This window comes from Faecalibacterium sp. I4-1-79 (assembly GCF_023347235.1).
Taxonomy (GTDB): Bacteria; Bacillota; Clostridia; order Oscillospirales; family Ruminococcaceae; genus Faecalibacterium; species Faecalibacterium tardum.
The window spans coordinates 2270798-2285991 of sequence record NZ_CP094467.1 but is presented as its reverse complement, the minus strand read 5'-3'; the positions used below and the strand labels follow the sequence as shown (position 1 = coordinate 2285991).

Genomic DNA, 15194 nt, shown 5'->3' with positions numbered 1-15194 from the left:
AAACGGGAGAAACGGAAATGCGTAATTTTGACTTATATGTTTCAGGCATCCTGTACGGCAGACTGCGGCTGGGCGACGGCACATCCCAGATCCAGAAACTGGACGTGCATACCGGTGCGCTGCTGGACTGGCAGGACCTGACTGAACAGGACCGGGATTTTTACCGTTTCTTTGTGAAGATGGACTTTGCCGCCCTGGGACAGAACCTGTCCCATTACGAGTCGGGGCTGCATGGCACCGGGGAAGTTTCCCTGTGCGGCGAGCGCTACACCAGCGAAGACGGCTGCAGCTACCTGCAGCGGGATGTAAAATTCCCCAACAACAAACAGATGAAAGAAGGGCGGCTGATCGCCGTCACCTGCCCTGCCCGGGAGATGGTCACGGTGCTGGTGGAACCCGGTGCCGAGGAGGAGACCATCCTGCGCCTGTGGCGCTCGACCTGGCCAGAGGAACAGTTGTTCCCGGTAGAACATGCGCTGACCTTCCCAGTGCCCATGCGGGACGGGGTACATCTTTCCACCAACGTATACCTGCCTAAAAACTGCAGTACCCCGGTGCCCGCAGTGCTGGTACGCACCCCATACGGCAAAGAGGACGGCTGTGAGGTATACTACCGTTACGTTCAGCGCGGCTACGCGGTGGTAGTACAGGATGTGCGCGGCCGAAACGCCAGTGAAGGCGAATGGCTGCCCAACTACCACGAGGTGGAGGACGGCGACGATACTCTGAACTGGATCGCCGCCCAGCCATGGTGCAGCGGACGCATCGGTATGGTGGGCGGGTCCTACCTGGGTTACGTACAGTGGGCGGCCGCTGCCAGCGGCAACCCCCACCTGAAAGCTCTGATCAGCGTAGTCTGCGCGGGCAGCTCCTTTGTGGATCTGCCCCGCCGGGGTGGGTCTTTCACCTCGGGCATGCTGGCCTGGGCCTTTGCGGTGTCTCAGAAAACCTTCCACCCTGAGCTGATGGAACGCGATGACTGGGAGAAAGTGCTGAACATCCGCCCCCTGACCGACCTGCCGAAAAAGGCTCTGGGGTACGATGTGCCCTTCATCACACGGTGGCTGGAACCCAGTGACTACAACGATTTCTGGCGTATGTCCAACTGGCAGGAACGCTCCGTCGGGGCGCAGATCCCGGCGCTGATTCAGTCCGGCTGGTTTGACGACAACGGCATGGGTACCACCGAAGCCCTGGAACTGGTCCACGACTTCCCTCGGGGCATGCGCAAGGTCATTCTGGGGCCCTGGCAGCACAGCGGCAACAGTAAGTACGACATGCACGGGGTATCCTTCGGCAGCCAGGCGCTGCGCTTTGATCTGGACTGGCTGTATTTCCGATGGTTTGAGCATCACCTCAAGGAAGTGGACAACGGCATCGACCAGACTGCCCCGGTAGAATACTACACCCTGGGCCAGGAGGTATGGAAGACCGCTGAAAACTGGCCGGTGCCCGAGACTCGGGTCACCCACCTGTATCTGGATAGTGACGGCCATGCCAACACCTCTGCCGGGGACGGGCGGCTGACTTTTGCCAAGCCGGAGCGGGAGAACTGCGATGGTTACGCCTATGACCCCGAACATCCGTCCCAGCACATCATCGATATGTCGGAGAACGAGATCGAAGTGCCAGAGGACTACACCCGGGAGGAACTGCGTCAGGACCTGCTGTGCTACACCTCCCCTGTGCTGAAGGAAAACCTGGTTCTGACCGGTGATATGACGGCGGAGTTGTATATTTCTTCTGACGCGCCGGATACCGACTTTGTGGTGCGTGTTACCGACGTGGATGAGAACGGCCGGTCCATCAAACTGGCGGATGGCCTGCTCAGCGCCCGATACCGTAATGGCTTTGCCCGGTCGGAGTTTTTGCAGGAAGGCGAGATCGTCTGCCTGAAGATCCGCACCACCAAGTTGTCCAATTGCTTCCGGAAAGGCCACCGCATCCGGGTGACTGTCACCTCTAGCGCCAAGAATTTCATCTTCCCCAACAGCAACACCCGGGAAGGTTTTGCTTCCGCCCGGACCGTGGTGGCCCATAACCGGGTATACCACGGTGGATTGCACGCCTCCCGCCTGACGGTGCGGGTGGAACCCTAAACTATGGAATGCCCTCCCTGTCAGCGGAAGCGAACAGATTACATTCTGCTCCGCAACCATCAAGCCTCGGCCAGAAAAGGCCGGGGCTTTTCATGTCTAGGAGGTTATCGGCTGAAGAACGGCAGGCTCTTTCGGAACTGAATCGCATTTTGTCTGAGACTCCGCAATGGAGCGGCGAAGAAGAACTGTGTATCGAAATGGAGAACATCGGTGGCAGGGTTTGCTTCTGTCACTTTTGGGATGAGCACTACTCCATGGTGCAGTTGACAGAAGATTGCAACTGAAAATACTCCACAGCCTACGTTCTGGATGCAGAACCCACCCCGGATGTGCGTAAGGCTGCGGTATTGCAGGCGCAGAAAGAACTTGCGGACTGTATGCAGGTGTGGGGCGTTTCTCTTCTGGAAACACCAGTTCCTGAACAGATGAAGTACGATTCTCTTGCAGAAGCCGCTTCTCACCTCATGCAGGTTCTTAACGCCCCGGAGCGCATCACCGGGTAAAAAGCGTCCCGTCGGGACGCGCAGCCTGCATTGGGAAAAATGCAGATCAAAGGGGTTTGGGGCATTACCCAACAAGCGTTTTGCAACGCAAAATAAGCAGATGTATATACGTCTGCACTGCTTGCCACAACAATGCGACCTTTCAGTCCGTATTCAACTGCTTTCAGTTCTAGTTAAACATGAGTTCTATCAGGAAGAAAATCATAGCAATCCCCACGAGCCAAGGGATAATTTTCTCTTGATGAAACTCTCGGAATCCCAATGATCTTATAAACAGAACACCTAATAGGCCGATGATGCACCATGCTGAAACGGTAAGACAGATATCGTACATTGCTCCTTGACTTCCTCGTATCTCTTGTATGGCTTGATTGTAGCGCACTCTCGGCCCCATCCGGTCGGCGGGGATTTCTGAACCTTAAAGATTTTTCACAAACAGCGCCCGGATAGCATTGAGGACGGCGATAATCATCACGCCCACATCCGCAAACACGGCCAGCCACATATTGGCGAAGCCCAGAGCGACCAGCACGAGGCAGGCCAGTTTTACGCCGATGGCCACCACGATGTTCTGATAGACGATGCCAAGGCACTTGCGGGAGATTTTGATTGCTTTGGAGATCTGCAAGGGGTCATCATCCATCAGTACTACATCCGCAGCTTCAATGGCAGCGTCAGAACCCATAGCGCCCATAGCAATGCCGATGTCTGCCCGGCGAAGCACCGGGGCGTCGTTGATGCCATCTCCCACAAAAGCCAGTTTTTCTTTCTCTGGTTTGTTTTGGATCAACTGCTCCACTTTCTCCACCTTGTCAGCAGGAAGCAGTTCACTGTAAACCTCATCCAACCCCAGAGCGGAGGCTAACTGTGTGAGATAAGATAAAATCGAACTGAACCTTGAAAACCTGATATGGACAATATCCGTTTGATTTTGCTTTTCTCGCCAAAAGAAAGTGAGAATGCAATGAAAAAACGCGTTTATACATTATACCGTGTTTCGACCAAAGGGACACACCGGGGAAGGCCACTATACAGGCGGCACCGTGGCTTTTGGCTACAAGCGTGTCCGCCTTGGTCGGGTGAACAAGAAAAACCAAGAGGTCTGCGACCTTGTGATTGATGAAGCGGAAGCTGAGATCGTCCGGCTGATCTTTCACAAGTATGTTTATGAGGGCTACGGCGCACAGAAGTTGAGCCACTATCTTTATGAACAGGGAGTCGTAGGACGGAACAACAAAAATATCCCCAACACCAGCATCGTTCGGATGATCAAGAACAAAGGATACACGGGGTACCTCATCAACGGTGCGGTGGAGACGGAGTGTCCGCAGCTCCGCATCATCGAACCAGAACTGTTCGAGCAGGCACAGGAACTGCGGCAGGCACGCACTTGTGAGCGTGGCGGTACTTCACTGGGTACCAGCTCCAAAGCCCTGTTGACCGGGCTGGTCTACTGTGCCCACTGTGGCAACCGCTTGAGCCTGACCAGCAGCGGACGGACACATACCTACGCAGATGGGCATACGGTGAAAGAAGTCCGGCCGCGGTATAGCTGCTTTTATAAGATCCGGCATCCGGGTGACTGCGATGGGCAGTCCGGCTATGGTGTTTCTAAGCTGGATTCCATTGTGGAAGAAGTTGTCCGGCAGATCTTCGCACAGTTCCGCGAGGTTTCCCGGAAAAAGCTGCTGGAATCGGTCAAAAACAACGATGCCGCCCGCATCCAGAAGAAAATCAAGAAAATCCAGAAAGACTTGGAAGCCAAGCAGAAAGAGCTGGACGACCTGAAAGCCGAAACCATCCTCGTCATCCGGGGCGTGAGTGCCTTGGACAAAGAACTGCTGGGTACACTGGTAGCCGAGGCAAGAGAGGCTTTGGAAACTCTGGAAAAGCAACTTGTTCAGGCGCAGGAAGAATACGAAGAAGCCACCAAAACGGCAAAGCGCAGTAACTACATCTGCAACGAGCTGTTTACATGGGCGGATGTTTACGACACCGCCAACCACGATGAACGCCGCGCCATTTTGCAGCAGTTCATTAAGGAGATTCGCGTCCGAAAAGACTATGAGATCTTGATTACGCTGAACGCCAGCTTCAATCAAGTGGAGCAGCTCAAGGCTGTGTCAACCTACGATGGTGCGGAAATTTTTGAAGAAATTTCCGAGAAGGGGGCATAAAAGCGATGAACTTGCCCGTAGCACTCTGCAAAATGCAAAGAAAGAAGCGTGAAACCGATGGATTTTCCAATAGTACATTGATGACCCCGCCCGGTTCGCATCCGACTTCAGGGTTCGGAGCCCGGCACGGTCCGCCAAAGTTTTTTGGACATAAAAAACGCCGCATCGCACAAAACGATGCGGCAAATTGGTGGACCTAGAGGGATTCGAACCCTTGACCTCTCGGATGCGAACCGAACGCTCTCCCATGCGGACCTTAAAGAAGCCCCCAAAGGACAAAACATTTCTTTTGAAAAATGGCAAAAAACATAGGCGTAATGCGGGTTTTCGGACGAGCATTGCTTTCGAGAAAAAATTGCCATTCTTGCTTCAATGTAAAAAAGTTACACTTCAGGAGAAATGCGCTTCAGATGCGATTTGAACGGGCGACCATCTGAATACTTCTTGCGGATCATACACCGTATGGGGATGATTCGGATTATATCCCCTGTGCGATAAAATTGACGAGAAACAGTTAGATTTTTTCTGGCTGTTTCTTTTTTATTGCACAAATCCGGCGAAAACAGTGCCGATGGATACGCACCCAACGAAGATGCAAATGCCCAAAAAAGCCATCAAATATTGCCTTACTTTATACAAAATATAGCAAGCGGTATACGCACCATAAAGCATATACGGTATAACGTCAATTTTTGTACATATCTCAACTGAATGACTGGAGGTGAGTTTTCAAAATGCCTGTTATTTATGTTGCAAAAACATCTTCCTACGCACGAAGAATCACGTTCGTTTTAGGACAGACGGTTGAAAAACAGCATGATCCTTGATTATTTCTACGGGCAAGCCGGAGAGCTGTTTTCGTTCTACCGCATTCCAAAGGCTCTGTTTCAGGAGCCACGGTTCCAGAGCCTGTCAACCGATGCCAAGACCCTGTACGGTATCCTGCTGGACCGCATGAGCCTGTCCGTGAAAAACGGCTGGCTGGACGAGCAGAACCGGGTGTTCATCCTCTTCACGATACCAGACCATGCCCATCGCAGAATAAAAGCTCCACAGCGCATACCTGTTGGTATAAAATACTCGGCCATCCCAATGGCTTTTGATGGAATAAGGATGGCACCCAACCGCTGATCTTAAAAATGCCCAGATAACACAAAGCCGGGCTGCTGCACAGAAACTGTGGAGCAGCCCGGCTTTTCTACAACGCAGTCACACCGCTGCAGTTCTGATCCAGAGGAACAGAGTGGGTGTGCTTAGCCCAGGGTGAGGGTGTTGGTGACGGAGACCACGCAGGCGAGAATGCCCATGATGATGCCGCCGATGTAGGGGTTTTTGGACTTCTTGTAGATCTTGCTGCACACAAAGACGGCAAGGGGCAGGATGAAAACGATGGGGTAGAGCCAGATGCCGGTAATGGAGCCGCCAAGGTGAGTAAGCTCGGACCACAGGAAACCCTTGTTGAAGAAGGTGATGTACTGAACGCCGATCATGATCTCGGGTCCGATAAAGACGAAGAACATCTGCACCAGAGTGCTGAGCCACTTGGACTTACCCAGCTGTACAAAGTTGAAGCCGTTGGTGGCAACAGACAGGGCAATGTAGTACACCAGCCAGAACACCAGATACTTTGCAATGGTGGCAAAGTGCATGGGTGCAAATGCACGGATGGTGATGAAGCACCACAGGCGGAAGTCGGTGAGGAACAGGTAGTCGGAAATGAACACCAGCGCATAGGCGGCGACCACCACGATAAGGGACAGAACGATGGTCTTCCAGAGCTTGCGACCGCTGATCTTCACGCCACGCTCTGCCAGGTCCAGGCCGTTCTTCTTGCTATAGCAGTTATAGGTCACCACCATAACCAGGATGGTAAACACGCCACAGAGGAAGGTCCACATACCGATGTACCAGGTGGCACCCTGATTCCAGAATGCCGGACGGTTCTTACTGCACCATGCATAGATGGTGGGGTAGAGGATCATGCCCATGATGGCACCAAATGCAAGACCGCCCCAGTACCAGCCCTTGCCCTTGCCCTTGGGAGCGGGGAGCGGCTGTGCGTCAGCAGCAGGCTTGAGCTCTGCAAAGTAGCGAGCGTCCAGAAGGGCGATGGCGGCGTAGATGACGAACATAAAGAAGCCAGCGATGCCCACCGTATTGAAGAATGCCTTCCACTGCCATGTCTGGTTGTTGGCATCCAGCTTGATGGGAGCATCCAGTGCCTTGTCAAAGAAGGTGACGCTGTCAGCAACAACATTCTTGGAGAAGTGTGCCCAAGGGTGGGTGATGGCCGGGTTGAAGATGACACGGATGGATTCCTTGCCGTCGATCTGCTCGGTGTAGTAGGTATCGGCACTGCGCTTGTCCAGACCGGTGGGGTCTACGCCAAAGTGCAGGAAGGACTGTGCAGTATTCTGGTCGATGTAATCCCGGGGAGCACTCTTGGTGCCGTCTTCCTGCTTTACCCGGTGGAAGAACTCGTCGTACTGGCAAGCAACGATACCAGCATCACGGCTGCCAAAGATGTTGACCCACTGATCGTCCTTCTTGTAAACGGCATCGTTGGACACCAGCAGTGCGGCGGCGATCAGCCCTTCCTCGTCCTGCATCACAGCCACACGGCTGGCAAGTGCGCCGTTGGAGTGACCGGTAACGCCGATGCGGCTTGCATCAACGTAGGGCAGGCGAGCAATGTACTTTACGGCATCGTAAAGACCGTTGGCATTGTTCTCAGCATCCCACCAGGTTCCGTCCGGGATGACCTCAGAGTCGCCGTGACCGTACATACTGATGGAGATGACCACATAGCCTCTGCGAGCGTACTCAACATAGTTGAGGTCCTGCATCTCACGGTTGTTGTACCAGCCATGACTGGTGACGATCGCCGGAGCGGGGTTCTCTCTGGTGGCGTTTTTCGGCACCAACAGAAGGGCGTCCAGTTCGTGACCGCTGTCGGTGACCATAGTGATGTCGTGGTACTTGATCGCACCGCCGCCTGTCTGCACCATGGATGCGCCCAAAGAGCTTATAAGGCATAGGATCAGAGCGATCGCGACCCAGAAGCTCGCGCTCTTTTGCTTTTTCATTTTGTTTCCTCCTTGTTGTGATTTTTTTCTTTTTGTTGAGTGTAACACTTCACACTCAACTGCCTAATGAGAATTTATCAAAGATGCACAAAAAATGCAATAAATAAGTTTGTTGCTCTTTTTATGGATTTTGTTGCTGTTTTTTGTCATTTATTCGTTTTTTGTCTTTTCCGTTTGTATACAAAATAACTTCCACAAATTAAAGCTGCTGTAATTGTAAGAACTGAACAAAGGGCTGCAGCACGTGATTTTGTGCTGCAGCCCCGATCCGGTGCTTTTTTTGGAAAGCAGTGCCCGCTATTATGAAAATTTTTTTCGTTTTTTCGACGACCGGTAGGCGGAGGGGGTGATCCCCTCTGTGCGTTTGAACACCGCCGTAAAGTGGCTGATGTTGTCATAGCCTACCTCTTCAGCGATCTGGGAGATGCTTTTGCCAGTCTCCAGCAGCAGCTCCTTTGCCAGTTGGATCCGGCGGCTGCTGATGTAGTTCACAAAGCTCTCTCCCGTTTCCTTATTAAAGGTCCGGGAAAAATAGCTGGGGCTGAGGTGGCACAGGTCTGCCATCTCCATCATGGTGATCTCCTGCTGCAGATGATCCCGGATGTAGACCACCGCCGGGTAGACCACGCTGCTGGGATTTACCGGCAGCACCCCGGTCTGCTGCGGTCTGTGCTCCTCCTGCGGCAGGAGCTCCTGGATCTGGATCTCCTCGCTGGGCTGTTCGGCATTGGCACTCATCAGCCACTTATAGGTCTCATCCCGGGTGTGGCTCTTTACGGCACGGTCAACAATATAATGCACCATATCGTTGATATATTCTGCGACCTGAACGATCCGGTCGTAATCCATTTCCGGCAGAAGCTCGTATTTCCGCAGGATCTCCTGTTGTGCAGCGTCCTCTTGCGGAAGGATGGAACTGATCTCGTTTACCAGACGCTCCGCCTTTTCCCGGTCCTTGTGCCGCAGACGCACCTGCCCGAACATCACGGCACCAAGGTAGATATCCCCCACCATGACGGGGACCGCTACGTCCACGATGCCGCAGTGGCACAGGTAGATGTAGGGGCGGCCCCGGCGCACTGCCTCCACTCCTGCCAGCGCATCGCAGCGGAAGCAACGCTTGCGAGAAACGGGATTCTCTCGCACGATGCTGCAGAACGCGGTACGGCCACTGTGTTTCGTGACAGGCTTCCCCTTGATGTCGATGCAGACGATGGCGGTACCGGTCAGCTCCGCCAACCGGTCCTGCATTTTTTCCCAGAGAGGGATATCCAAAACGTTTTCTATGGTGTATTCAAACCTGCTCATACCTTCGATTTCCCTTCTCCTTGCCGGACATTCGAACACTGCCATCATAAATGACCCGGCATGGAAAAGCAAGGTCCTCGGAGCAAAATCATGGTAATGTACAAATTTTCTACATTGAATAGGGTATATTGACGAGGGATTCCGTGGACAGATCTGCCCAAACCGAATGCAGCAGGCCTTCATCAGCCCTGCGTCGAGCGGAACGACCATCCTCAGGCTCACAAAAAAGCAAAACGCCTGTTGGGACACGGCATTAGCGGCAGCATCCCCAGTAGACATTCCTACTGGTTGGGAACCGCGCACTAAGCAACAGCAATGGGTTACGTTTGCTGATTTGCCGCAGTGTAGTGTAGTGTTTGCAGCGAAATATCGGAGAATGGTGATTTATGGCCAAATCAAAAAAGATATTGGTCAGATACTTCGCAAACTATGCGAGCAAAAGGATATTGAAATAATTGAAGCAGAAGCCTGCCCGGACCATATCCATATGCTGATAAGTTTTTCGCCGAAGTATAGCATTTCTTACGTTATGGGATATCTCAAGGGAAAGAGCAGCCTCATGATTTTCGACAGACACGCGAATTTAAAGTACAAGTATGGAAATCGGCATTTCTGGGCCAGAGGATATTTTGTGGATACTGTTGGAAAAAACAAGCAGAGAATCCAGGAGTATATCAAGAGACAGCTAGAACAAGACCAAATTGCAGACCAGTTAAGCCTTAAGGAATTCACGGACCCGTTTACGGGTAGCAAGGGAACCAAGGCGTAAATAAAAGGCCCCTTGAGGGGCCTGCCACGAGACAGGAATGCAGTTGACAGACCCATTCGTGGCCCCTTAAGGGGCTTTACTAGTATTATGCCTTTCTAGGGCTTACTCAAGCCACCGGCTCAGCCGGTGGTTTTGACTGCACAAATCGGCAAAAACAGCGCCGACAGCTACGCACCCAACAAAGATGAAAATGCCTAAAAAAGCTATCAAATATTGCCTTACTCTATACAAAATATAGCGATCGGTATACGCACCGCAAAACATATACGGTATAGCGTTAATTTTTTGTACATATCCCAACTGGAAGACTGGAGGTGAGTTTTCAAAATGCCTGTTATTTATGTTGCAAAAACATCTTCCTACGCACGAAGAATCACGTTCGTTTTAGGACAGACGGTTGAAAAACAGCATGATCCTTGATTATTTCTACGGGAAAACCGGAGAACTGTTTTCGTTCTACCGCATTCCCAAGGCTCTTTTTCAGGAGCCACGGTTCCAGAGTCTGTCCACCGATGCAAAAATCCTGTACGGCATCCTGCTTGACCGCATGAGCCTGTCTGTGAAAAACGGCTGGCTGGACGAGCAGAACCGGGTGTTCATTATCTTCACGATAGAGGATGTCAAGAGGGCGTTGTGTTGCGCAGACAACAAAGCGACCAAGCTGCTCCGGGAACTCGAAAAGTTTGGTCTGATTGAACGAAAACGCAGAGGTCTGGGAAAGCCAAGTTTGGTGTATGTGAAGAACTTTTCAGCAGAATCGTCAAAATCAATATTCCAGAATCGTGATTTTCACGATTCTGGAGGCTTCAAAAACGCAAGTCAAGACCCTTCAAAATCACGATGTAATAAGACTAAAGACCTGCTAATAAAAGTCAAGTCCCAAAACAAGAAAATTCGCTAACCGACCGCTGCCCATGACAAACAGTATTCAAATGCTGGTCAAAACACAGCGAGGGCGACGGAGGGGATAGCAAAGCAAGCCCAGCCAGCCCTCGCAAAATCAGGATAGCATTTGAATGCTTCGGTTTGTCAAGGGTTCGCTGCGCCAGCTAAGCGGTTCTTTGAATTCAGCTCAGGCTCAAGAGGAAATTACGACCAAAAACAAATATCCATGCTTATTTTGAGTGTTTGGAGTCCATTACAGCTTTCACTCTAGCATAATAGATTCGCAAGAACTTGTTGGCTGAAGCCATCATGTAAACTTTGTAGGGTTTTCCCTCAGAGCGCTTTTTGTTCATGAATTGAAAAACCGGCTCATCCTGAGGTTGTGTCTTCAAGATGACAGTCATAATCAGAAAGAGCGTCCTACGTAGAACAGCCGAACCCACTTTACTAATTCCGCTATCGTTGCCCACAATCTTGCCAGAATCATTTGGCTGCGGTTCAATTCCTGCAAATGCAATGAGTGATTTCTTGGATGAGAAACGACGGACATCTCCGATCTCAGCCATCAGTTGAGGACCGAGAGAAGGGCCGACGCCGTACATTTCCATCACAGTATCAAATTCCGGAAGCTGTTGAGAAAGGCGAAGCATCTCCTGCTGGAATGCAGCCACGGACTGAGATACGGCTTTCAGCTGAGCGACCTGTTGCTGAATAAGGAGTTTTGAGGTTGGGGATTTTGGAAGAGAAGCAGCATTGACTGCACAGGCATAGATCGTATCCGATTTTGAGCGAGTGAAATTATATCCGTGCTTCTGACACCACTTTAAATACTTTTTAGCAAAGGCATCAGAGGAAAGGCTTGAAACACACTCACTGTGCCAGAAGTCTCCAATGAAATCGACCCATTTTTCGCACCCGTTGCTCTTTGCGGGGCTTGAAAATAGCTTGTTTGCATCTGGAAAGGTCAGGTCAAGAGATGAGATCAGATTATTCTTCAGCATAGTACGAACTGCCACGGCTTGCTGGTACTGACGATAACAATTCTTCAAAGCCAGCCGGGTATCATCTTCGGGAAGATACTGTCGTAGCCGTGTCCACTTGTCGAGCGTATAGTTGGCGATTTTAACAGCGTCTTTTCTATCCGTTTTGACACGTCTTAAACTGTTGTTGTCATAGTCATGAATCAGAACAGGATTGACTACGGAAACGAATAAGCCCGCATCGTGTAAAACGAAAGCAACTGGTTTGTGGTAATTCCCGGTGGCTTCCATGACGACACGGGTCTCTCCGTCCAAAGCTTTGAGCTTCCCAGCCAGATCGTTCAGGCTTTGGGCGGTGTGTAAAACTTCAAAGGGTTCGAGTACTACTTCTCCAAAGGGGCGCATGACGCAAACCATGCTCTTTCCTTTGGAAACGTCAATGCCTACAGCGTTCATAACGGTTCCTCCATTACTTTGTATTTGCAACCGGAATCCATCTTTTACTCGTTGCCGATTCAATCTATTGGGTGACACGAACGCTCCGCTTGGCGGGTGGCTCAACCTGCTTAAAACGAATGCTACAACAAGAGAGATGGTCAACTGTCTTTAGAACGGGCGTAGAAGCCCAGAGAATGATGCGTTAGCCGATTACTCTCTTATTGTAGCTTAGGTACGAGTTGGAATGGAATATGGCTGGCTGCCATATCCGGTTCCATGTTTATTGTAATAGAGAATGATACTGAAATGAGTGAGACTGATCCATTCTATTCTGAAGAAGCGGATGGGATGAGCAAACGCACCCAACTGGAAGAATATTTTTCTCAGTCTTTGGAGGTGGAACTCCTGCTCCGGCTCTGCCCGGATGATGAAGATACCCTCTACCAAATCGTGAATTTGCTGGTGGACACCTGCGCTACCAACCGCAAGCTGCTGCGCATTGCCGGGGACGATAAGCCCGCCGAGGTGGTACGCAGTCGCTTTATGAAGCTGAACGCTGACCATATCCGCTTTGTGCTGAAGTGCCTTGCAGAGAACAGCAGCCCGATCCGAAACATGAAACAATACCTGCTCGCTTCTCTGTACAACGCACCCACCACGATGCAGCTTTCCTATCAAAACCAAACTAATCACGACTTAGCGATGCGGGGGTGATAAAAATTTCAAAGAAAGCAACCACAATTGCCATCGTCAACCAGAAAGGCGGCACTGGCAAGACCACCACCTGTGAAAATCTAGGCATCGGGCTGGCGATGGAAGGTAAAAAAGTCCTGTTGGTGGACGCTGACCCGCAGGGCAGCTTGACCATCAGCATGGGCTGGCAGCAGCCCGATGAACTGCCCACGACCCTTTCCACCCTGATAGCAAAAGCCATGAACGACCAGAGCATTCCACCCGGCGAGGGTGTTCTGCACCATGCAGAAGGTGTTGACCTGATTCCGGCAAACATCGAACTGGCAGGGATGGAAGTTTCCCTTGTGAACTGCATGAACCGGGAAAAAATGCTCAAGCAGGTGTTGGACGGTGCAAAGCGAGAATACGACTTTATCCTGTTGGACTGCACCCCCTCCCTTGGGATGTTGACCGTCAACGCATTAGCCGCAGCGGATACTACGCTGATCCCTGTACAGGCGCAGTATCTGTCCGCAAAAGGTTTGGAACAGCTTTTGCAGACTGTGCAGAAAGTCCGTCGGCAGATCAACCCGAAATTGAAAATTGAGGGCATCCTGCTGACCATGACCGACAGCCGCACCAACTATGGACAGCAGATCGACAATTTGATTCGGGGTGCTTACGGCAGCAAGATCAAAGTGTTTGACCAGACCATTCCCCGGTCTGTCCGTGCTGCGGAGATCAGTGCTGTGGGTAAAAGCATTTTCCAGCATGACCCCAAAGGCAAGGTGGCAGAAGCCTACCGCTCTCTGACGAAGACTAACTATTAAAAGTCAAGCCCTAAAATGAAAAAATCCGCCAACCATCCGCTGCCCATGACAAACATCATTCAAATGCTGGCCTTGGAGTAGCGAGGGTGACGGAGAGAACAGCAAAGCAAGCCCAGCCAACCCTCGCAAAAACAGAATAGCATTTGAATGCTTCGGTTTGTCAAGGGTTCGCTGCGCCAGCTAAGTTGTTCTTAGGTTTAACTCAGGCTCTGGAGAAAATCAAGTGACGGCAAGATATGCTTTACCGGACTTCTGCAAAGCGTAAATCAGTCGTACGAGTTTCTTTGTGGCATGAGATAGGGCAACATTGTAGTGCTTGCCTTCAGCTTGCTTTTTGGTAAGGTATTCAGTAAAAACAGGATTCCAGTAGCAGACGTATTTGGTTGCAGTGTAAAGAGCGTATCGAAGATAACGAGAGCCACGCTTTTCCATGTGTGCATAGCAGTTTGTGAGTTTTCCTGACTGGTATGTGGAGGGAGAACATCCAGCATAAGCCAAAACTTTGTCAGGAGAGTTAAAATTCGAAAAATCCCCTACCTCTGCAAGAATCATCGCAGCAGAATGAAATCCCATTCCGGGAATCGAAAGGATCGGCGGTTTCAATTCATCCATGATTTTCCGAATGGCATCTTCAATTTCATTGATTTCGGAGGTAAGTTCTTGAATGAGCTTAATGGTGTGCTTTAATTCCAAAGACTTAGCAGGCATAACAGAACCAATGGATGTTCTGGCTGCATCTCGGATATGAGTAGCTTTATCTTTTCGGTAATGGCCTCTGGATGTTTTCACGAGAATATTAGCTAATCTGGTCAGATGAGCTTCTGAAATCTGCTTTGCACCGGGATACTCACTGAGAAGTGCGTAGATTGAAGTGCCATGGATAGACGAAACAAGCTGTTCCAATTCCGGAAACAGGATTGTAACCAATCTGGACACCGACTGCTTTAGTTTAGCGCGTTCCTGAACTTTATCAAATCGGTATCTCGTGAGTGACTTTAGTTCTTCGTTGTGATATGCTGTATCTGTGTAGGACTTGAGGTCTACATCGGACAACAGCATAGTTGCAATCGTTTTTGCATCCACACGATCGGTTTTAGTTTTGCGAAGACTGAGGCTCTTTCGATACAGGTTGGTATGCAAGGGATTCATGACATAGACGGGCAGATCATTGTCAAGAAGAAACCCACGGATGTTGTAGCTATAATGTCCGGTAGCCTCAAGCCCTACTTTTATTTTGTCTGATTTTTGAGAACAGTCTTGGATTGTTTGTAGCAGACTTTTGAAACCATCCATGTTGTTGGGAATGGTAAAGCAATCGACAAGGGTCGTTCCTTCCGAATCGAGAATGCAACAGTCATGCTTATCTTTGGCAACATCAATTCCGACACAGACCATTTTATACCTCCGTTATATTATTCAATGCTGCTTAGGACCACAGACTTCTTTG

At 50.7% G+C, this 15194-nt stretch carries 10 protein-coding genes and 4 pseudogenes; 9 read left to right on the top strand and 5 right to left on the bottom strand.

What is annotated here, in order from left to right; translation table 11 throughout:
- Nucleotides 1–17: 17 nt before the first annotated feature.
- From MTP36_RS11320 to MTP36_RS11315, 3 genes are all read left to right on the top strand, one after another.
- Nucleotides 18–2099, top strand: coding sequence for a CocE/NonD family hydrolase (locus MTP36_RS11320; protein ID WP_249250528.1), 2082 nt, complete (start codon nucleotides 18–20; stop codon nucleotides 2097–2099).
- A 149-nt stretch (nucleotides 2100–2248) separates the two neighbouring features.
- On the top strand, nucleotides 2249–2383 hold the full coding sequence (locus MTP36_RS15975) for a hypothetical protein (RefSeq protein WP_256466514.1): 135 nt from the start codon (nucleotides 2249–2251) through the stop codon (nucleotides 2381–2383).
- A 45-nt stretch (nucleotides 2384–2428) separates the two neighbouring features.
- Nucleotides 2429–2602 carry a hypothetical protein gene (locus MTP36_RS11315; protein WP_249250518.1) on the top strand — a complete coding sequence of 58 codons (174 nt, stop codon included), beginning with the start codon at nucleotides 2429–2431 and terminating at the stop codon, nucleotides 2600–2602.
- 418 nt (nucleotides 2603–3020) lie between these two features.
- Here MTP36_RS11315 and MTP36_RS11310 read toward each other — a convergent pair.
- Nucleotides 3021–3470: pseudogene (locus tag MTP36_RS11310) on the bottom strand (HAD-IC family P-type ATPase); the annotation flags it as partial.
- 124 nt (nucleotides 3471–3594) lie between these two features.
- Between MTP36_RS11310 and MTP36_RS11305 the strand changes: the two are divergent.
- The gene (locus MTP36_RS11305; RefSeq protein ID WP_249250516.1) at nucleotides 3595–4779 is read left to right on the top strand and encodes a recombinase family protein; all 1185 of its coding nucleotides are present in this window, start codon (nucleotides 3595–3597) and stop codon (nucleotides 4777–4779) included.
- An 816-nt stretch (nucleotides 4780–5595) separates the two neighbouring features.
- A pseudogene (locus MTP36_RS11300) lies at nucleotides 5596–5805 on the top strand (replication initiator protein A); the annotation flags it as partial.
- Between the two features lie 227 nt (nucleotides 5806–6032).
- Here the strand turns inward: MTP36_RS11300 and MTP36_RS11295 are convergent.
- Together MTP36_RS11295 and MTP36_RS11290 are read right to left on the bottom strand one after the other, a co-directional pair.
- On the bottom strand, nucleotides 6033–7865 hold the full coding sequence (locus MTP36_RS11295; protein ID WP_154252784.1) for an alpha/beta hydrolase: 1833 nt from the start codon (nucleotides 7863–7865) through the stop codon (nucleotides 6033–6035).
- Between the two features lie 300 nt (nucleotides 7866–8165).
- Nucleotides 8166–9173 (bottom strand): PocR ligand-binding domain-containing protein, encoded by a 1008-nt coding sequence (locus MTP36_RS11290; RefSeq protein ID WP_236132173.1) that lies wholly within the window; start codon nucleotides 9171–9173, stop codon nucleotides 8166–8168.
- A 334-nt stretch (nucleotides 9174–9507) separates the two neighbouring features.
- On the opposite strand from MTP36_RS11290, the gene tnpA reads away from it, so the two are divergent.
- Nucleotides 9508–9942 (top strand): IS200/IS605 family transposase, encoded by a 435-nt coding sequence (gene tnpA / locus MTP36_RS11285; RefSeq protein ID WP_249254432.1) that lies wholly within the window; start codon nucleotides 9508–9510, stop codon nucleotides 9940–9942.
- A gap of 409 nt (nucleotides 9943–10351) precedes the next feature.
- Nucleotides 10352–10801 (top strand): annotated as a pseudogene (locus MTP36_RS11280) (replication initiator protein A); the annotation flags it as partial.
- A gap of 256 nt (nucleotides 10802–11057) precedes the next feature.
- On the opposite strand, the gene MTP36_RS11275 reads toward MTP36_RS11280, so the two are convergent.
- Entirely contained in the window at nucleotides 11058–12263 is a 1206-nt protein-coding gene (locus tag MTP36_RS11275; RefSeq protein ID WP_154244678.1) for an IS110 family transposase, read from the bottom strand.
- A 273-nt stretch (nucleotides 12264–12536) separates the two neighbouring features.
- Here MTP36_RS11275 and MTP36_RS11270 point away from each other — a divergent pair.
- Nucleotides 12537–12959: pseudogene (locus MTP36_RS11270) on the top strand (DUF6017 domain-containing protein); the annotation flags it as partial.
- Entirely contained in the window at nucleotides 12959–13747 is a 789-nt protein-coding gene (locus tag MTP36_RS11265) for a ParA family protein (protein WP_249254431.1), read from the top strand. The pseudogene MTP36_RS11270 and the gene MTP36_RS11265, both read left to right, overlap by 1 nt.
- A 219-nt stretch (nucleotides 13748–13966) precedes the next feature.
- Here MTP36_RS11265 and MTP36_RS11260 read toward each other — a convergent pair whose 3' ends face one another.
- On the bottom strand, nucleotides 13967–15142 hold the full coding sequence (locus MTP36_RS11260; RefSeq protein WP_117527650.1) for an IS110 family transposase: 1176 nt from the start codon (nucleotides 15140–15142) through the stop codon (nucleotides 13967–13969).
- Nucleotides 15143–15194 lie beyond the last annotated feature (52 nt).

Excerpts from the sequence above, each read along its gene's own strand:
- MTP36_RS11320 (WP_249250528.1), top strand. The coding sequence starts at position 18 with ATGCGTAATTTTGACTTATATGTTTCAGGCATCCTGTACGGCAGACTG.
- MTP36_RS11295 (WP_154252784.1), bottom strand. The coding sequence starts at position 7,865 with ATGAAAAAGCAAAAGAGCGCGAGCTTCTGGGTCGCGATCGCTCTGATC.
- MTP36_RS11290 (WP_236132173.1), bottom strand. The coding sequence starts at position 9,173 with ATGAGCAGGTTTGAATACACCATAGAAAACGTTTTGGATATCCCTCTC.
- MTP36_RS11275 (WP_154244678.1), bottom strand. The coding sequence starts at position 12,263 with ATGAACGCTGTAGGCATTGACGTTTCCAAAGGAAAGAGCATGGTTTGC.
- MTP36_RS11260 (WP_117527650.1), bottom strand. The coding sequence starts at position 15,142 with ATGGTCTGTGTCGGAATTGATGTTGCCAAAGATAAGCATGACTGTTGC.